At 70.3% G+C, this 17,217-nt stretch carries 16 protein-coding genes; 5 read left to right on the top strand and 11 right to left on the bottom strand.

Annotated features, from left to right (window positions below):
* Positions 1-44: 44 nt before the first annotated feature.
* A complete protein-coding gene (locus ACTWPV_RS28680) occupies positions 45-1,712 on the bottom strand; it encodes an endo-1,4-beta-xylanase (protein WP_443154166.1) in 1,668 nt (555 codons plus the stop codon).
* 334 nt (positions 1,713-2,046) lie between these two features.
* Between ACTWPV_RS28680 and ACTWPV_RS28675 the strand changes: the two genes are divergently transcribed.
* The 5 genes from ACTWPV_RS28675 (at position 2,047) to ACTWPV_RS28655 (ending at position 6,877) form a co-directional block, all read left to right on the top strand.
* Positions 2,047-3,708: a class I adenylate-forming enzyme family protein gene (locus ACTWPV_RS28675; RefSeq protein WP_443154165.1), complete on the top strand. Its 1,662-nt coding sequence runs from the start codon at positions 2,047-2,049 to the stop codon at positions 3,706-3,708.
* A gap of 214 nt (positions 3,709-3,922) precedes the next feature.
* Positions 3,923-4,339 (top strand): hypothetical protein, encoded by a 417-nt coding sequence (locus ACTWPV_RS28670; protein WP_347648893.1) that lies wholly within the window; start codon positions 3,923-3,925, stop codon positions 4,337-4,339.
* Positions 4,340-4,352: 13 nt separating this feature from the next.
* Positions 4,353-4,706, top strand: coding sequence for a nuclear transport factor 2 family protein (locus ACTWPV_RS28665; protein ID WP_347648894.1), 354 nt, complete (start codon positions 4,353-4,355; stop codon positions 4,704-4,706).
* A 144-nt stretch (positions 4,707-4,850) separates the two neighbouring features.
* Entirely contained in the window at positions 4,851-6,140 is a 1,290-nt protein-coding gene (locus tag ACTWPV_RS28660) for an MFS transporter (RefSeq protein ID WP_443154164.1), read from the top strand.
* Between the two features lie 134 nt (positions 6,141-6,274).
* Positions 6,275-6,877: a Uma2 family endonuclease gene (locus tag ACTWPV_RS28655; protein ID WP_347648896.1), complete on the top strand. Its 603-nt coding sequence runs from the start codon at positions 6,275-6,277 to the stop codon at positions 6,875-6,877.
* Between the two features lie 3 nt (positions 6,878-6,880).
* Here ACTWPV_RS28655 and ACTWPV_RS28650 read toward each other — a convergent pair whose 3' ends face one another.
* From ACTWPV_RS28650 to mltG, 10 genes are all read right to left on the bottom strand, one after another.
* Positions 6,881-7,114 carry a hypothetical protein gene (locus ACTWPV_RS28650; RefSeq protein ID WP_347648897.1) on the bottom strand — a complete coding sequence of 78 codons (234 nt, stop codon included), beginning with the start codon at positions 7,112-7,114 and terminating at the stop codon, positions 6,881-6,883.
* A 130-nt stretch (positions 7,115-7,244) separates the two neighbouring features.
* On the bottom strand, positions 7,245-9,797 hold the full coding sequence (locus ACTWPV_RS28645; protein ID WP_443154163.1) for a phenylalanine--tRNA ligase subunit beta: 2,553 nt from the start codon (positions 9,795-9,797) through the stop codon (positions 7,245-7,247).
* A complete protein-coding gene (gene pheS, locus ACTWPV_RS28640; RefSeq protein ID WP_443154214.1) occupies positions 9,797-10,837 on the bottom strand; it encodes a phenylalanine--tRNA ligase subunit alpha in 1,041 nt (346 codons plus the stop codon). Before pheS ends, ACTWPV_RS28645 begins: the two co-directional genes overlap by 1 nt.
* Before the next feature lie 130 nt (positions 10,838-10,967).
* Entirely contained in the window at positions 10,968-12,059 is a 1,092-nt protein-coding gene (locus ACTWPV_RS28635; protein WP_443154162.1) for an ATP-binding protein, read from the bottom strand.
* A 50-nt stretch (positions 12,060-12,109) separates the two neighbouring features.
* Positions 12,110-12,913, bottom strand: a complete 804-nt coding sequence (locus ACTWPV_RS28630; protein ID WP_443154161.1) for a TrmH family RNA methyltransferase — start codon at positions 12,911-12,913, stop codon at positions 12,110-12,112.
* Between the two features lie 140 nt (positions 12,914-13,053).
* Positions 13,054-13,437 carry a 50S ribosomal protein L20 gene (gene rplT / locus ACTWPV_RS28625; protein WP_347648901.1) on the bottom strand — a complete coding sequence of 128 codons (384 nt, stop codon included), beginning with the start codon at positions 13,435-13,437 and terminating at the stop codon, positions 13,054-13,056.
* A 24-nt stretch (positions 13,438-13,461) separates the two neighbouring features.
* Positions 13,462-13,656: a 50S ribosomal protein L35 gene (gene rpmI / locus ACTWPV_RS28620; RefSeq protein ID WP_132503691.1), complete on the bottom strand. Its 195-nt coding sequence runs from the start codon at positions 13,654-13,656 to the stop codon at positions 13,462-13,464.
* A gap of 126 nt (positions 13,657-13,782) precedes the next feature.
* On the bottom strand, positions 13,783-14,352 hold the full coding sequence (infC, locus tag ACTWPV_RS28615; protein ID WP_281284075.1) for a translation initiation factor IF-3: 570 nt from the start codon (positions 14,350-14,352) through the stop codon (positions 13,783-13,785).
* A 449-nt stretch (positions 14,353-14,801) separates the two neighbouring features.
* Positions 14,802-15,644 carry a shikimate dehydrogenase gene (locus ACTWPV_RS28610; protein WP_443154160.1) on the bottom strand — a complete coding sequence of 281 codons (843 nt, stop codon included), beginning with the start codon at positions 15,642-15,644 and terminating at the stop codon, positions 14,802-14,804.
* A 227-nt stretch (positions 15,645-15,871) separates the two neighbouring features.
* Positions 15,872-17,035: an endolytic transglycosylase MltG gene (gene mltG, locus ACTWPV_RS28605; protein WP_443154159.1), complete on the bottom strand. Its 1,164-nt coding sequence runs from the start codon at positions 17,033-17,035 to the stop codon at positions 15,872-15,874.
* Positions 17,036-17,217: the final 182 nt, after the last annotated feature.

Here is a 17,217-nt window from a genome sequence, read left to right as displayed (position 1 = left end):
GGCGGCGATCCCCCGGGGGCCTCCCCGGGGGATCGCCGTGGCCGTCAGGCGCAGGTGTAGCCGGACGGCGTCTGCGTGTTCCCGTTCGGACGGGTGACCTGGAAGCCGAAGCTGGTGCTGGCGTTCGGCGCCAGGGTGCCGTTGTAGCCGGCGTTCCTGGCGGTGACGGTCTGCCCGCTGACGGTCACGGCGGCGTTCCACGAGCCGGCCAGCGTGTGCCCGGACGGCAGGGTGAAGGTGACGGTCCAGCCGGAGATGCCCGACGTGCCGGTGTTGGTGACGGTCACCGGCTGCACGACGTACCCGTTGCCCCACTGGGTCTGCACGGTGCCGGCGGCGGTGCAGCCGCCCCCTCCGCTGCCGCCCTCGGCCGTGGTGAACGTGGTCGTGGACGAGTTGCCGGACAGGTTGCCGGCGCCGTCGCGCGCCCGCACGTACACCACGTACTCGGTCTCGGGGCTCAGCCCGGTCAGGGTGATGGAGTTGGTGGTGGTCGTGCCGAGTTGCGTGTCGCTGGCTCCCTGCTCGCGGTAGACGTTGTAGCCGGCCAGCCCGCTGCCCCCGCTGTCGGTCGAGGCGGTCCACGTCAGCCTGGCGGAGTTGGCGGTGACGTTGCTCGACGACGGCGTGCCGGGCGTGCTCGGGGCCGTGGTGTCGTCGTTGCTCGAGCCGTCGTCGAGCGCGTCGTGCACGGCGTCGTAGGCGGGCTTCTTCTGGTAGTTCTCGTCGTAGATGAGCGCCGCGCCCTCCCCCTGGAACGTGTCCGGCACCCACGAGTGCTTGTCGGTGAAGCCCCAGATCGTCACGCCCGCGCAGGCGCTGACGGCCAGGCAGGCGTTGACGGCGTTGCGGTAGTAGGTCGCCTGGGTGGCGTCCTTGGAGGAGTTTCTGGGCATCTGCATGCGGATGTCCAGCTCGGTGATGCGCACCTGGACGCCGAGGGCGGCGAAGCGCTCCATGTTCTGCTGCAGGTCGTTCGGGAAGCCGTACTGGATGGCGAGGTGGCCCTGGAAGCCGACGCAGTCGACGGGCACGCCCTGCTGGCGCAGCGACCGGACGAGGTTGTACATCGCGGTGCTCTTGGCGTTGATGCCCTCGACGTTGTAGTCGTTGATGCACAGCCGGGCGTCGGGGTCGGCCTCGCGCGCGGCCCTGAAGGCGTCGGCGACGAAGCTCTCGCCGAGCCTGTTGTACCAGAACGACGAGCGCCAGCTGCCGTTGTCCTCGAAGATCTCGTTCACCACGTCCCACGAGACCACCGCGGGGTTGTCGGCGTAGCGCCCGACGACCTGGGCGATGTGGTTCTCCATCGCGTCACGCATGGCGCCGGCGCCGAGGCCCTGCACCCATCCGGGCGTCTGGTTGTGCCAGACGAGCGTGTGGCCGTGGACCTGCTGGTTGTTCTGCGTGGCGAAGTTGACGATGGCGTCGGCGCCGGAGAAGTTGAACTGGCCCTGGTTGGGCTCGGTGGTGTCCCACTTCATCACGTTCTCAGCGGTGATCTGGTTGAACTCGGTGGCCGCGATGGTGCGGTACGCGGTCTCGTTGGACAGCGGGCTGGTGGCGAGCGCCGCACCGATGAACTTGCCCCGGCTCTGCGCGTGCGTCCGCAGGGGGGCGGACGCTTCGGCCGAGGTGACGGGGAGGAGGAAGGTCAGAAGCATCCCCAGCAGGGTGAGGGCTCTGATGAGCGAGGACGAACGCACGGACATCTACCTCCGGAGGCAGGCACTCGGTCCCGAAAGTTTTCGACCCGGACAGGATCGCACCGGAGACGGTATGGAGATGCACCCACGCGGTCAACGCCGAGCCCGAGCCCGACGTATAAGGGCAGCTGGGAGCCAGAAACTATCGGCTTGAATGTGAAACTTTCATCATCCGGAGGCGCCGCACTCCCATGCCCGGCCACCACGGCATCAGGCAGCCTTCCCCGATCGGGCCGCCGCGGAAACCCCCGATCTGCCTATTTTTCCTGGTCTAGCGTGACGTACCTACCGGTCGGTACTGTGTTTTCCGGAATAATCGTCCACTGCGGGAGTTCTGCGCATGTCTCTTTCGCACGCCCAGGCCCAGGACCAGCTCACCGGCCCCGGCCAGCTGTTCGAGATCGAGGAGATCGGCGACACCGGGATCCGCACCTGGAAACACGCTCCAGGCCACTTCCGCGCACTCCTGCGGACGAGCAGGCTCCACGGCGAGAAGGACTTCCTCGTCTACGAGGACGAGCACATGACGTTCGAGGAGCACTTCCGCCGCGCCGCCACCCTCGCCCACCGCCTCGTCGACGATTACGGCGTGCGCAAGGGCGACCGGGTGGCGGTGGCCATGCGCAACTACCCGGAGTGGGTGGTCTCGTTCTCCGCGGCGCTGGCGGCCGGAGCCGTCGCCGTACCGCTGAACGCCTGGTGGACGGAGGCCGAGCTGGCCTACGGCGTACGCGACTCCGGCGCCAAGGTGCTGATCGCGGACGGCGAGCGCGCCGCCAGGCTGGCCTCGACCGGCGTGCCGATGATCGTCACCAGGGGCGAGGCGCCGGAAGGGGCACGCGCGTTCGCGGAGGTGCTCGGCGAGGTCGCCGCCGGCGTCGAGCTGCCCGACGTCGAGCTGTCCCCCGAGGACCCGGCCACGATCTTCTACACCTCCGGCACCACGGGCAGCCCCAAGGGCGCCCTGGGCAGCCACCGCAACCTGGGCCAGTCCCCCATGACGGTCGGGTACGGGCACATGCGCGCGCTCGCCATGGCCGGCAAGGACCCCGCCGCCTCGGCGGGCGTCCGCCGGGTCACCCTGCTGACGGTTCCGCTCTTCCACGTCACCGGCTCCTTCTCGGCCCTGACCACCTCCATGTTCAGCGGCGGCGGCCTCGTGCTCATGTACAAGTGGGACCCCGGCAAGGCCCTGGCCCTGATCGAGCGGGAGAAGATCACCGGGATGATCGGGGTGCCGACGAACGCCTGGCAGCTGATGTCCCACCCCGACTTCGGCGCGTACGACCTGTCGTCCCTGACCAGCCTCGGCTACGGCGGCGCCCCCGCACCGCCCAGGCTGCTGGAGCGCATCGGCGAGAACCTGCCCGACCGCGCGCCCTCCAACGGCTACGGCATGACCGAGACGAGCGCCCTGGCCATCGGCAACGGCGGCGCCGACTACCAGGCCAGGCCCGACAGCATCGGCCGGCCGCTGCCCGTCGTCGACGTGCGGGTGGTCGACCCCGCGGGCGGCGAGCTGCCGCCCGGCGAGGTGGGCGAGCTCTGCGTCCGCGGTCCCAACGTCATCCTGGGCTACTGGAACAAGCCGGAGGCGACGGCGCAGACGTTCATCGACGGCTGGCTGCACACCGGCGACCTGGCCAGGATCGACGAGGAGGGTTTCGTCTACATCGTCGACCGGGCCAAGGACATGGTGATCAGGGGCGGCGAGAACGTCTACTGCGCCGAGGTGGAGGCGGCCATGTTCGAACATCCGGCGGTGGACGACGTGGCCGTGATCGGCGTGCCGCACGACGAGCTGGGCGAGGAGGTCGGCGCGGTCGTCCGCCTGGCGCCGGGCGCCTCGGCCACGGCGGAGGAGCTGCGGGCGTTCCTGACCGGCCGGATCGCCACGTTCAAAATCCCGGTGCACGTGTGGTTCCGCGACGGCGAGCTGCCCCGCAACCCCGGCGGCAAGATCCTCAAGACCCGCCTGCGCAGGGAGATCCTGGGAACCTGACCGGCCCGCCCGGCCGCCCTCCTCCGGGGGCGTCCGGGCGCTTTCCGATCACGTCCGGCGCCGACGTGACGGTCCTCACAGAGACGGAGTCTCCGCAGGTCGTACCGCCTCCACGGAGCCCGCTCGCGTGCCCGCTTACCTCGCGCGTAATCGCGGCCCCTATCCCGTGGCTGACATCGTTCAGGTGTCGCACCGACCCACTGGAGGAGCTGAGATGACCGCTCTGACCGTCACCACCGACCGGACGAGGTTCCTGCGTCTCGTCCTGGCCGCCGACGCCGTCGTCACCGGCGGCAACGGGCTGGTCTACCTGGCCGCCGCCGAACCCGCAGGCGCTCTGCTCGGCCCTGACGCGGCCCTGCTGCGCGGTGTCGGCGCCTTCCTCCTCGTGTACGGCGCCGCGGTCGGCCTGCTGGCCGGCCGAGCGCCGCGCCGCACGATCAGCCCGGCCGCCACCAGGGCGGTCATCGCCCTGAACATCGGCTGGACCCTCGCCGGCATCGCCGTCGTCGTCACCGGCGCGCTGGACCTCACCACCGCCGGCGCCGTCTGGGTCATCGCCCAGGCGCTGCTCGTGGCCGTGTTCGCCGAGCTCCAGATCGTCGGCCTGCGCAAGACCCGCACCACCTGACCAAGGAGAAGACATGACCCTCGTGGAACGCTACATCGCCGCCTGGAACGAGACCGACCCGCAGGCCCGCGCCGAGGCCGTGGCCGAGCTGTGGACCGAGGACGCCACGTACACCGACCCGCTCGCCGACGTGGCGGGGCACGCCGGGATCGCCGCCGTGATCGAAGGCGCGCAGGGCATGTTCCCCGGCATGGTGTTCACACCCGGCGAGCTGTACGACGCGCACCGCCACCTCGCCAGGTTCACCTGGCACCTGGGCCCGGCGGACGGCGAGCCGGTGGCGGTCGGCTACGACGTGGTGGAACTGGCGGAGGACGGCCGGATCCGCAAGGTGCTCGGCTTCCTCGACCAGGCACCCGCCGCCTGACCCGGCGCCTCCGAGGCCCTCGGCTCCGCCGAGGGCCTCCCGCCGTGCCCCGGAGAACGTGCACCCCGGCCGCGTGCGTGCCGCGGAAAACGGTTTGCCCGGCCAGGACGTTCGCCCGGACAATTCACTCTCGTGCTCGCCGCAGTGAAACGCCTTCTTCGCCACCTCACCCTCGACGTGAGTCCGCTGCGCGACTCCCGCGACTACCGCCTGCTCTTCGTCTCCGGCGTCATCACGATGTTCGGGACGTTCATCACCATGGTGGCGATCCCGTTTCAGATGAAGGAACTGACCGGCTCCTACCTCGCCGTCGGGCTGGTGAGCCTGGCGGAGTTCGTGCCGATGGTGGTGTGCGGCCTGTGGGGCGGGGCGATGGCCGACGCGCACGACCGCCGCACGATCATCCTGTGGAGCGAAGTCGGCCTGCTGGTCACCTCCGCCGCGCTCATGGCCAACGCGCTGCTGCCCACGCCCCAGGTGTGGGTCCTGTACGTGGTCGGCGCCGTCTCCACCGGCCTCGCCTGCCTGCAACGGCCCAGCATGGAAGCCGTGTTCCAGCAGGTGGTCAGGCACGAGCAGCAGGGCGCGGCCGCGGTGCTGACCAGCCTGCGCTGGAACTTCGGCGCCATCGCCGCCCCGGCGCTCGGCGGCCTGCTCGTGACCACCTACGGCTCGGCGGTCGCGTACGGGCTCGACACGCTGACCTTCGTGCTGTCGCTGCCGCTGCTGTGGCGGATCCGGTCGTTGCCGCCGGCCGAGGACGCCGCGCCCGCGTCGCTGACGTCGCTGGTCGACGGGTTGCGCTACGCGGTGGGGCGCAGCGACCTGATGGGCACGTACCTGGTGGACATCGCCGCGATGGTGTTCGCGATGGCGACGGCGCTGTTCCCGTTCCTCGCCGACGAGCTGGGCGCGCCCCAGGCGCTGGGGCTGCTCTACTCCGCGGGCGCGGTGGGCGCGCTGATCGCCTCGCTCACCGGCGGGTGGGCGGCCAACGTGCGACGCCACGGCCTCGGCGTGATCATCGCCGCCGCGCTGTGGGGCGCCGCGGTGGCCCTGGCCGGCCTGGCCACGAACGTCTGGCTCATCGTCGTCTGCATCGCCCTGGCGGGCGCCGCCGACATGATCAGCGGCATCTTCCGGATGACCATGTGGAACCAGACCATCCCGCGCGAACTGCGCGGCCGCCTCGCGGGCATCGAGCTGCTCTCCTACGCCAGCGGCCCGATGCTGGGCAACGCCAGGGCCGGCCTGATGGCCAACCTCGGCGGCACCCGCTTCTCGCTCGGGGCCGGCGGCGTGTTGTGCGTCGCCGCCGTCCTGGGACTCGCCGCCGCCCTGCCGAAGTTCCGCGGGTACGACGCCCGTACGGACGAGCACGCCCTGGCGGAGAAGGCCCGCAGGGAGGCGGCCACCCCGGAACCTACCCCCTGACCAGCCGCTCCCCCACCCGCGCAGCGAGCCGGACCTCACCACCGACCGGCTGCCCATCCGTCGGATGGGCAGCCGCACGCGGTGTGTGCGCCCATTCACCTGGCGTGAGCACATTAGATTGGTAGCGTTAAGCCATGACTGCCGAAGCGGTGATCGAGATGACGTCGTCCTCGCTGCCCGACTGGGTTTTCCCCCCTCCTGAGGGGTTCACCGCAGAAGACCTTGATCACATTCCGGATTTGCCTGCGCACACAGAGTTGATTGACGGAAGCTTGGTCTTCGTGAGCCCTCAAGCCTCCTTCCACATGCGTGTCACCTCGCTTCTCGAAAGCGAAGTGCGCCGCGCGACACCGGCAGATCTCAGGGTGCGCCGGGAGATGAGCGTCATCCTCGACAGGGACCAGCGCCCCGAGCCGGACCTCTGTGTCATCTCCGCCGGCGCCGAGGAGCACGCCGAACAGACCTTCTATCACGCGCGGGATGTCCTGCTGGTGGCGGAAGTGGTCTCACCGGAGTCCAGAACGCGCGACCGCCAGCGCAAACCGCAACTCTATGCAGGTGCCGGCATCCCCAACTTCTGGCGTATAGAGAACCATTCAGGCAAGGCGGTCGTCTACGTGTACGAGCTCGACCCCGCCACCCAGTCCTACGCCCTCACCGGGATCCACCACGACAGGCTCAAGCTCACGATCCCCTTCGACCTCGACATCGACCTCGACGACATCGACCGCATCTGAGCCTCAACCCGCCTCCCGCCACCCCTCATACCGCGCGACCAGCTCATCCACCCTGGCCAGCGAGCGGTCGTCCATGCCTTCGACGACGACCAGCCACTGGGCGTCCTCGGCGTCGTCCTCCCCGGCCAGCGTCTCCCGCACCACCCGCGGCACCCCCGACGAGGGAAACCACTCCCCCAGCGTCTCGGCGACCTCTTCGGCGTCATCCCGCTCGCCGAACACCAGAAGCACACTCATAGCCTGATGATCGCATCCCGCACTCTGCGCGCAGGCGGGGATCCCCCACTCGACCTCACCACGCTGGACGTGAGCGGAACCGGACAGAGGGCCGGCACGGCGCCCCGCCGCACCGGCCCTCTGCCAACGATCACCCGCGGAGCTGGGCACCCACGCGGTCGGCCGCCATCGCCACCGCCGCGTCCCGCGCCGCCGTGGTCTCCTCGACCGTCAGGGTCCGGTCGGCCGCACGGAACCGCATCGAGTAGGCGAGCGACTTGTTGCCCTCGCCCACCTGCGCGCCTTCGTAGACGTCGAACAGCCGGATCGACTCCAGCAGCTCACCGGCGCCGTCGCGCAGGGCCGCCTCGACGTCGGCCACCGGCGTGAAGTCGGGAACGATCAGCGCGACGTCCTGGGTGGCCACCGGATAGGCGGAGACGGGAGGCGTCTCGACGGGGCCCGGCATGGCCGCCTCCAGCCGCGACAGCTCCAGCTCCATCGCCGACGTGCGGGCCGGCAGGCCGTAGGCCTCGATGACCCGCGGGTGCAGCTCGCCCGCGTGGCCCACCAGCGTGTCGCCGAGATAGAGCGCCGCGCACCTGCCGGGGTGCCACGGCTCGTGCTGGTCGGCGCTGATGGACAGCTCCGCCCGCGCCTCGGCCGCCACCAGCCGGGCGGCCTGCACCGCGTCGGCCCAGGTGGCCGGCCGGCCGGCGCCCCACCAGCCGGACCGCTCGAACTCGCCGGTCAGCACGACCGCGACGCGCAAGGGCTGGTCGGGCAGCGCCGCCTCGATCGAGGCGAGCTCCTCGGCCGTCGGGCGGCGCTCCACCCCGAGCGCCGGCGCCGCCTCGGGAGCTCCCTCGCGCGGCCGGTAGACCGGCCCGCTCTCGAACAGAGCCACGTCGGCGAACCCGCGCCCGACGTTGCGCACCAGGGTCTTGAGCAGCCCCGGCAGCAGCGTCGTGCGCATCAGCGGCTCGTCCTCCGACAGCGGGTTGGCCAGCCGCATGGCGTTGCGGCGCGCGTCGTCGGCGAGCAGCTGCAGGTGGTCGAAGTCAGCGGCGCTGACGAACGGGTAGCTGAGCACCTCGACGTAGCCGCCCTCGGCCAGTGCCCTGCCCACCCGGCGGCGCAGCCGCTGACCCTCGGTGAGCCCGGCGCCGGCCGGGGCGGCGGGCAGCACCGAGGGCAGGCTCTCGTAGCCCTCCAGCCGGATGACCTCTTCGGCCAGGTCGTTGGGGTCGGTGAGGTCGGGCCGCCACGACGGCGGCGTCACCGTGATCATGTCGTCGCCCGTCATGGCCAGCTTGGCCGCCAGCTCGCCGCCGGTCACGACCCCGGTCGGGTCGACACCGCCCTGGCGCACGGCTGCGTCGTCACCGTCGACGACGACGCAGCCGACCTGCTGCAGCCTCGCGACCACGGTCTCCTTGGAGTAGGTGGTGCCGGCCACGGCCCCGGGGTGACCCGCCGGGATCGCGATGCGCGCCGGCGACACCTCGACCTCGGCGTGCGTGACGCCGGGCTGCACGGTGGCGCCGCCCAGCTCGGCCAGCAACTGCACGGCCCGCCACGAGGCGACGAGCGGCAGCTCCCGGTCGACGCCGCGCTCGAACCGCTTGGACGCCTCCGACACGAGCCCGTGCCTGCGGGACTCGCGGGAGATGCCGGTCGCGGAGAAGTGAGCGGCCTCGATGACGATGTCGGTCGAGCCGTCGGAGATCTCGGTCTCCAGGCCGCCCATCGTGCCCGCCATCGAGATCGGCCCCGACTGGTCGGTGATCAGGATGTCGTCGGGGTCGAGCTCGCGCACCACGTGGTCGAGCGTCTCCAGCCGCTCACCGGGCCGGGCCCGGCGTACCACGATCTCACCGCTCAGCCTGCCCCGGTCGAACGCGTGCAGCGGCTGGCCGAGCTCCAGCATCAGGTAGTTGGTGATGTCGACGGCCAGCGACACGGGACGCATGCCGGCACGTGCCAGGCGTACCCGCATCGGGAGCGGGGTCTGCGCGGCCGGGTCGAAGCCGCGCACCTCGCGCAGCACGAACCGGTCGCACGCCGTCGGGTCGGCGATGGAGGCCGGCCACGACGGCCCCGTCGCGGCGGGCGGCTCGACGTCCGCGGGGTCGCGGAAGGCCACGCCGAACGCGGTCGCCACCTCGCGCGCCACACCCCTGATCGACAGCGCGTAGCCGATGTCGGGGGTGATCTCCAGCTCGATCACCTCGTCGCGCAGGCCGAGCAGCTCGACCACGTCGCCGCCGATCGGGGTGCCGGCCGGCAGCACCATGATGCCGTTGTGGTCGTCACCGAGCCCGAGCTCGCGCTCGGAGCAGATCATGCCCTCGGACATGCGCCCGTAGGTCTTACGCGCCCCGACCTCGAACCCGCCCGGCAGCACCCCTCCGGGCAGCACGACGGGCACCCGGTCACCGGCGGCGAAGTTGGTGGCGCCGCAGACGATCTCGCGCGGCGTCGCCTCGCCCGTCTCGACCTTGCAGTGCCTGATCGGCTTCTTGAAACCGGTCAGCTCCTCGATGGCGAGCACCTCGCCGACCACGACGTTCTTGACGTCGTGGCCGTGCGAGGTGATCGACTCGAGCTTCAGACCGGCGGCCGTGAGCTTGTCGGCCACCTCGTGGGCGGTGACCGCCGGGAGATCGACATACTCCCGCAGCCAGGAAAGCGGGACCTTCATCAGATCTCCATTCCGAACGGGAGCGTGAAGCGCACGTCTCCCTCGACCATGTCACGCATGTCCTCGGCGTTGTGGCGGAACATCAGCGTGCGCTCGATGCCCATGCCGAACGCGAACCCGGAGTATCGCGACGGATCGACCCCGCACGCGATGAGCACGCGCGGGTTGACCATGCCGCAGCCGCCCCACTCGATCCAGCCCTCCGACTTGCAGGTGCGGCAGGGCGGGTTGCCCGGGATCGCCGAGGCGCCGCGGCAGACGAAGCACTTGAGGTCCATCTCGGCGGACGGCTCGGTGAACGGGAAGTAGTTGGGGCGGAACCGGGTCGAGATGCCCTTGCCGAACATCACCTCCGCGAACCGGTCGAGCGTGCCCTTGAGGTGGGCCATCGTCAGGCCCTCGTCGACGGCCAGCCCTTCCGTCTGGTGGAAGACGGGGGTGTGGGTGGCGTCGAGCTCGTCGGTGCGGAACGTCTTGCCCGGTGAGATCACGTAGACCGGCAGCTCGCGCTGCAGCAGCGCGCGGATCTGCACCGGCGAGGTCTGCGTGCGCAGCACCATGCCGGACTCCGTTGAGCCCACGAAGAACGTGTCGTGGTCGGAGCGCGCCGGATGGTCCTTGGCGATGTTGAGGGCGTCGAAGTTGAACCACTCGCCTTCGAGCTCGGGCCCTTCGGCCACTTCGTAGCCCATGGCGACGAACGCGTCGGCGATGCGCTCCTGCAGCGTGGTGAGCGGGTGGCGGGCGCCGCGTGGCCGGCGGTCCCACGGCAGGGTGACGTCGACGCTCTCCTCGACGAGCACGCGCGCGTCGCGCTCGGCCTCGAGCTCGGCCTGGCGTGCGGCCAGCGCCTCGTTGATCGCCTTTCGGGCGGCGCCGACGCGTTTGCCGGCCTCCGCGCGCGCGGCCGGCGGCAGGGCGCCGATCTCCCGGTTGGCCAGGGCGATGGGCGAGCGGTCACCCGCGTGCGCCAGCCTGGCCTGCTTGAGTGCGTCGAGGTCGTCGGCCGCCTTGATCGCCGCGACGGCGTCGGCCTCCATGCGGGACACCTCGTCGGCATGCAACGGTGTCACCTCGACGGGGTCGTAGTCAGACAAGAGTGAGCTCCGTATCCAGGGCTTGAGCGAAAATGAGTCTAGTGGGACCCGCCCACCGGGCCCGAATCGCTCGCTACGGGGTCGCGAAGTCAGGCGTGCCGGTGGGCACGGTAAATCGGAACTCCGCCCCGCCCTCGGGGGCCCGCTGCACGGCGATCGTGCCGCCGTGCGCTTCGACCAGGCCTTTCACGATGAACAGGCCGAGCCCGGTGCCGCCGCGCCTGCGGCTGTTTCCGCCGCGCCAGAACTGCCTGAAGACGCGCGTAGCCAACTCGGGCTCGATGCCCTCGCCCTCGTCGCGCACCGACACGGCAACTCCCCATCCAACGGACTCGATCTCTATTGTCACAGTGCCGCGCCCATGGCGCAGCGCGTTTTCCACCAGGTTACCCAGGATCTGGTCGATCTTGTCCTGGTCGAGCCACATCTCCGGCAGGTGGTCGCCGGCCACCAGGCGGAACCGGTGTTCGGCCTCGCCGGCCGCCACCCGCCCGGCGATGAGCCTGCGCGCCCTGGCGGGAAGGTCGACGACCTGGCGGCGCACCTCCAGCCGCCCCGACTCGATGCGGGAGACGTCGAGCAGCTCGGTGATGAGCCGTGTGACACGGTCGGCGTCGTTGTTGACGGTCTCGAGCATCACGCGCTTCTGCTCGTCGGTGAAGCGCGTCCACTTGGCCAGCAGGGTCGCGGTGAACCCCTTGACGCTCGTCAGCGGCGAACGCAGCTCGTGGGCCACCGTGGAGACCAGGTCGGCCCGGCTGCGCTCCAGCCGGGCCCGGGCGCCGCCGTCTCTGAGGGTGATCGTGATGCGCTCGACCTCGCCGCCGCGCTCCGGCTCGCGGATGAACCGGGCCGTGACGTAGAGCTCCTGGCCGCCCGGCAGGTGCAGCGGCCGCTCCGGCACCCTGCTCCGCGTACGCAGCCCGCCCTCGAGGTCGAGGGCCTTCCACCAGTCACGCCCGTCATGGTCCCGGAAGGGGAACACGTCGGTCATGTGCCGGCCGACCGCGCGCTCCATGGCGATGCCGGTGAGCCGCGCGGCGGCTCGGTTGACGGCGACCACGCAACCATGCCGGTCGGCCACGATGAGGCCGTCGGGGAGATCGTCGATGGCTATCGTGCACGCGGCGGCCACAACGCGCCCGTCGGTGTCTGCGCCGTGCACGACCTCGCCTCCTCCGCCTACATCGCCGACAATAGCGGGTTTCCCGCCGCCTAGGACACTCGCTGAGCCCTGGCGGAAGAGTAAAGGCACACCGCCGCCGCGGTGGCCAGGTTGAGACTTTCAGCCTGTCCGTAGATGGGCACCCTGACCACGTCGTCCGCCTCGGCGAGGATCTGCTCCGGCAGACCCCAGGCCTCGTTTCCGAAGATCCACGCGGTGGGGCCGGACAGATCGACGTCGTCGAGCGTGCGCTTGCCCGTGCCGTCGGCCGCCAGCACGCGCAGCCCCCGCTCCTTGAGGTGACGCACGGCGGCGCCCACCGGAGCACCGATGACGACGGGAAGATGGAAAAGACTGCCCGCGCTGGCGCGTACGCACTTGCCGTTGTACGGGTCGACGGAGGCGTCAGTGAAGATCACCGTGTCGGCCCCGGCGGCGTCGGCGGCGCGCATGACGGTGCCGGCGTTACCCGGATCGCGCACATGCGCGAGCATCGCCACCAGGCGCGGCGTGCCCTCCAGGGCCCGCTCCAGGGGGACGTGCACGAGCCCGCAGACCGCCACCAGCCCCTGCGGGGTCACGGTCTGGGAGAGCTCGGACATGACCTCGCCGCTGGCCCGGTGCACGGGGACGCCCTTGAGAGTGGCCTCGGTGATCAGCTCGGGGTGGCGCAGCTCGGCCTCGGCCGTGCTGAACAGCTCGAGGACCACGCCGTCGAGCTTGAGCGCCTCGCGCACCGCCTGCGGCCCTTCGGCCAGGAATCTACGGTCCTGCTCCCTGAAGGCCCGCTTGGTGAGCCGCCGGGCCGCCTTGACCCTCGGCGACCGCACGTTGGTCAGCTCGGACCCCGCCATGCTCTCCCCCACGCCCTTGCCCGCGTCCTTGCCCGCGCCCGGCGGGCCACGTCCCGCGGCCCGCGCGCTGGACGCGCTTCATGTGCGTCCACAGCAAAGGGCCCACCGTCATCGGTGGGCCCTCGTTCAAAGCAACTGCCTCAGCCCGCGGCCGGAGCGTTCACGTCGGCCGGGAGCGCCTTCTTGGCGGCCTCCACGAGCGTGGCGAAGGTCTGGCTGTCGTTGACCGCGAGGTCGGCGAGGATCTTGCGGTCGACCTCGATGTTGGCCAGGCGCAGACCCTGGATGAGGCGGTTGTAGGTCATGCCGTTCTGGCGGGCGGCGGCATTGATCCGCTGGATCCACAGACGGCGGAACGCACCCTTACGGTCCTTGCGGTCCCGGTAGGCGTACGTCATCGAGTGGAGCATCTGCTCCTTGGCCTTGCGGTAGAGACGCGACCGCTGGCCACGGTAACCGCTCGCCCTCTCGAGGACGACCTTGCGCTTCTTCTTGGCGTTGAGCGCCCGCTTCACGCGTGCCATGATTCTTCTCCCCGGGGGTTCGCGCTACTTGGCGAGCAGCTTCTTGATCTTCTTGTGGTCGGCGTCGGAAAGGACGACCTCGTTCTTGAGACGGCGCGTCAACGTGGACGACTTCCACTCGTTGTAGTGCGCGCGATTGGCACGGCGACGCTTGATCTTGCCGGTGCCGGTGAGCCGGAACCGCTTCTTCGCACCGCTGTGCGTCTTCATCTTCGGCATGTCGCCGTCTCTCCTCGTTTCGGTCGTGCCACTGGCCGGGCCGGTGCTGGCCGACCCGGTAGCGGCGTCTTCGTCTGCCGGTGGCTTGGCTGGGGCCGCGCTTGTAAGGCTAACCCCAACTGCGGGTCACGCTTCCTGTGTGGAAGGCTCCTCGCCGCCACGCTGCGCCTTGGCTGCGGCCTTTTCGGCCTTGGCCTCGGCTTTCTTCTTGTGCGGACCGATCACCATGATCATGTTACGGCCGTCCTGCTTGGCGTGGGACTCCACGAAGCCGAGCTCCTGGACGTCGTCCGCCAGCCGCTGCAGCAGCCGGAAGCCGAGCTCCGGCCGGGACTGCTCGCGACCACGGAACATGATCGTGACTTTGACCTTGTCTCCCGCCTTGAGGAACCGCACCACGTGACCCTTCTTGGTCTCGTAGTCGTGCGGGTCGATCTTCGGCCGGAGCTTGATCTCCTTGATGATCGTGTGCGCCTGATTCTTGCGCGCCTCGCGCGCCTTCATCGCGGACTCGTACTTGAACTTGCCGTAGTCCATGAGCTTGCACACGGGCGGTCGAGCCGTTGCCGCGACCTCGACGAGGTCGAGGTCGGCTTCCTGGGCGAGCTTGAGCGCGTCGTGAATGGAGACGATGCCTACCTGCTCGCCGTTCGGGCCCACGAGGCGAACCTCGGGAACTCGGATACGCTCGTTGATGCGGGGCTCAGTGCTGATGGGGCCTCCTAGGTTTGCGATCCCTACGTGCTCGTCGTGCCGAGAGCCCCTCGCGCTGCGAACGCGAAAAGCCCCGCACGTCGCGCATGCGGGGCCACTGAGCTCTGTGGCTTCGTGGCCTCGAGCTCCCCGGAGTAGTCCGGCGTGATCCTGGACCCGGCCGCCTTTCGGCGACTCAGGTGGGAGGGAGACCTCCGCTTGCGCGTCCAGCAAGGCATGCCGGACCGATCAGAGAGCTACATTACCACAACCACGACGCCTCCCCGAATCATCCCGGCCGGCCATCGCCTGCCGGTAAACATCTACCCAGAAATGGCCACACGGCCACGGCTGCCGCCGGCGTGAACCGGGCGCCCCACCGGTGCGGGCCGTTTCCGTGCCCCGATTCCCGGACAGCGCCGCGTCTCTTCGTCAACCGGTGCCGGTGTTGGCTACGATCGCCGCAGGAGTTCGGCTTCCCCGGCCGCGCGCATCGCCTCCACCGGCACATCCGTCCGGCCGGTCATCAACTCCACCTGCCGCACCGCCTGGTGCAGCAGCATCGCGAACCCGCCGACCACGGTGCCACCCGCCTCCTTGACGGCGGTCGCGGCCCGGGTCGGCCAGGGCGAATACACCACGTCGAACAGCGCGGGCACCCGCGCCAGCCGATCGGCGAAGGCGTCGGCGGCACCGCCGGGCAGCGTGGACACCACCAGGTCCACCCGCGTCGCCACCTCGAGCTTGTCGAACGTCTCCACCGCCAAGGACACGCCCAGCCGTTCGGCGACCTGCGCCGTCTCCCCCGCCCGCGCGGGGTCGCGCACCAGCAGCGTCGCCTGGAAAAGCCCGAGATCGCGCAGCGCCGCCAGCGCGGAGGCCGCCGTGGCTCCTCCGCCGAGCACGGTCGCCGAGCCCGGCGCGGCCACCCCGGCCTCGGCCAGCGCCTGCTTGATGCCATGGACGTCGGTGTTGTCGCCGTGCCGGAGACCGTCACGGAACACCACGGTGTTGGCGCCGGCGACCTCGACGGCCACCTCGGACACCGTGTCGAGCAGCGGCAGCACGGCACGCTTGAGCGGCATGGTCAGCGACAACCCCGCCCAGGCGTCATCGCCGCCGCGCTCCCGGCCCCGCACCGGCACCAACCCGGCCAGCAGCCCGGGCAACCGCGCCTCGTCGCACTCGAACGCCTCATAACTCCACCCGTCGAGCCCCATCGCCTGGTAGGCGGCCCGGTGCAGGTAGGGCGAGAGCGAATGACCGATGGGAGACCCCAGCACCGCAGCCCGCATCCACACTCCTTCACCCACGAACACGACGACCCTATCGCCCTCGCGTGGCGGCACCGTACGGCACGGGCCAGAGCCGAAGCTCCCGTCGACGAACCTTGCCCTACGGCCGTCCGCCCCGGCTCAGGGCCCGGGCTTCGTACGGCCGTCCGCCCTCGGCGCGGTGCGGGCGGACGGCGCCGAACCCAGGTGCCGAACCCAGGTGCAGCCGCAGAGGTCAGCCGCAGAGGTCAGCCGCCGCAGCCGCCGTTGCTGCGGCACTCCGCGAGCAGCGCCTGACGCTCGGCCTCCGTGGTGGCGAACTTGGTCACGTTGCTCTTGAGGTCGGTGGCCACGAAGAACAGCCATGGCCCCTTGGCCGGATTGAGTGCGGCCTCGATGGCGTGGTCACCCGGGTTGGAGATCGGGCCCGGCGGCAGCCCGTCGTACTTGTAGGTGTTGTAGCGGGACTTGGTCTGCAGCTCGGCGTGGGTGGCGTAGGTACGGTACTTGCCGAGGGCGTACATCACCGTGCTGTCCATCCCCAGCTTCATCGGTGGCTTGCGATCCAGCCGGTTGTAGATGACGCGAGCGATCTTCGGCATGTCCTCGGCGCGCCCGGCCTCGGCCTGGATGATGCTGGCGATGGTGATGATCTCGTGCGGCGTGTGCCCGAGGTCCTTGGCCCCGCTCTCGAGGTCGACCGACTTGGCCGTCTTCTTGTAGCGGTCGACCATGGCCGCGAGAATCTGCTGGGGCGTGGTCTTCGGCTGCACCTCGAACGTGGCGGGGAAGGCGTAACCCTCCAGCCTGCCCTTGGCGTAGGACGGCAGGTCCAGGGCGTCGACGTCCTTGGCCGCGGCCTTGAACTCCTTGAGCGGCAGCCCGGTCTCCTTGGCGAGCGTGGCCAGGGTGTCGGACAGTCTCAGTCCTTCCTTGACCGTCACCTTGTCGCGCAGACGGTTGTTCGGGTCGAGCAGCGCCACGGCGTTCTCGGCCGACATGCCCTTGCGCAGTTTGTACGAACCCGGTTGCAACGAGGCGCTCGCACCGGCGTTGGCGATCGCGTTGGTGAACGCCCTGACGCTGGCCACGACGCCCTTGCGCTCCAGTTGTACCGCCACGTCGGAGGCGCTCTGACCGCTCTGGATCTCGATGACGACCTCGCCGGTGCCCTGACCGGTGTAGTCGTCGGGCACGAGCGCGTCGTTGAGCCACATGTAACCGTAGTAGCCGCCACCGCCGATGATGCCGGCCAGCACCACGAAGGCGAGCAGTGGTGCGATGAACCGGCCGCGGTTACGGCGCCTGCGCCGCCTGCGGCTGTTGCCGCGCCTGCCGCCACGGCTGCGGCGCCGCGCGGGACCTTCGTCGTCCTCGGCGCCGAGCAAGGAGTTGAGATCGAGATCGCTCATGGGTTCGCTGGCCAATCTCCCGGCACGCCCGGCCAGGCGTCAAGCGGAACTGCCCAACCGGCTGGGGTCACCGAGCGGAACTGGGGGGTCCGCCGGACGTGCTGCCACGGCCAGCGGAGATCACACTGGGTAGCCATGCTAAAGGACGGGAAGAGGACGCATGCCCCGTTTTGGGGCTTTTG

Origin of the sequence: Nonomuraea sp. KM88, from assembly GCF_052245635.1 — a bacterium.
Lineage (GTDB): Bacteria > Actinomycetota > Actinomycetes > Streptosporangiales > Streptosporangiaceae > Nonomuraea.
The sequence above is the reverse complement of the archived record's forward strand: the minus strand, read 5'-3'. Positions and strand labels throughout refer to the sequence as shown.

Coding starts and splice junctions, on each gene's coding strand:
- ACTWPV_RS28680 (WP_443154166.1), bottom strand. CDS start 1,712: ATGTCCGTGCGTTCGTCCTCGCTCATCAGAGCCCTCACCCTGCTGGGG.
- pheS (WP_443154214.1), bottom strand. CDS start 10,837: ATGGAGGCCGACGCCGTCGCGGCGATCAAGGCGGCCGACGACCTCGAC.
- ACTWPV_RS28665 (WP_347648894.1), top strand. CDS start 4,353: ATGACCCTCGTGGAACGCTACATCGCCGCCTGGAACGAGACCGACCCG.
- mltG (WP_443154159.1), bottom strand. CDS start 17,035: ATGAGCGATCTCGATCTCAACTCCTTGCTCGGCGCCGAGGACGACGAA.
- ACTWPV_RS28630 (WP_443154161.1), bottom strand. CDS start 12,913: ATGGCGGGGTCCGAGCTGACCAACGTGCGGTCGCCGAGGGTCAAGGCG.
- rpmI (WP_132503691.1), bottom strand. CDS start 13,656: ATGCCGAAGATGAAGACGCACAGCGGTGCGAAGAAGCGGTTCCGGCTC.
- ACTWPV_RS28655 (WP_347648896.1), top strand. CDS start 6,275: ATGACTGCCGAAGCGGTGATCGAGATGACGTCGTCCTCGCTGCCCGAC.
- ACTWPV_RS28675 (WP_443154165.1), top strand. CDS start 2,047: ATGTCTCTTTCGCACGCCCAGGCCCAGGACCAGCTCACCGGCCCCGGC.
- ACTWPV_RS28650 (WP_347648897.1), bottom strand. CDS start 7,114: ATGAGTGTGCTTCTGGTGTTCGGCGAGCGGGATGACGCCGAAGAGGTC.
- ACTWPV_RS28670 (WP_347648893.1), top strand. CDS start 3,923: ATGACCGCTCTGACCGTCACCACCGACCGGACGAGGTTCCTGCGTCTC.
- rplT (WP_347648901.1), bottom strand. CDS start 13,437: ATGGCACGCGTGAAGCGGGCGCTCAACGCCAAGAAGAAGCGCAAGGTC.
- ACTWPV_RS28610 (WP_443154160.1), bottom strand. CDS start 15,644: ATGCGGGCTGCGGTGCTGGGGTCTCCCATCGGTCATTCGCTCTCGCCC.
- ACTWPV_RS28645 (WP_443154163.1), bottom strand. CDS start 9,797: ATGAAGGTCCCGCTTTCCTGGCTGCGGGAGTATGTCGATCTCCCGGCG.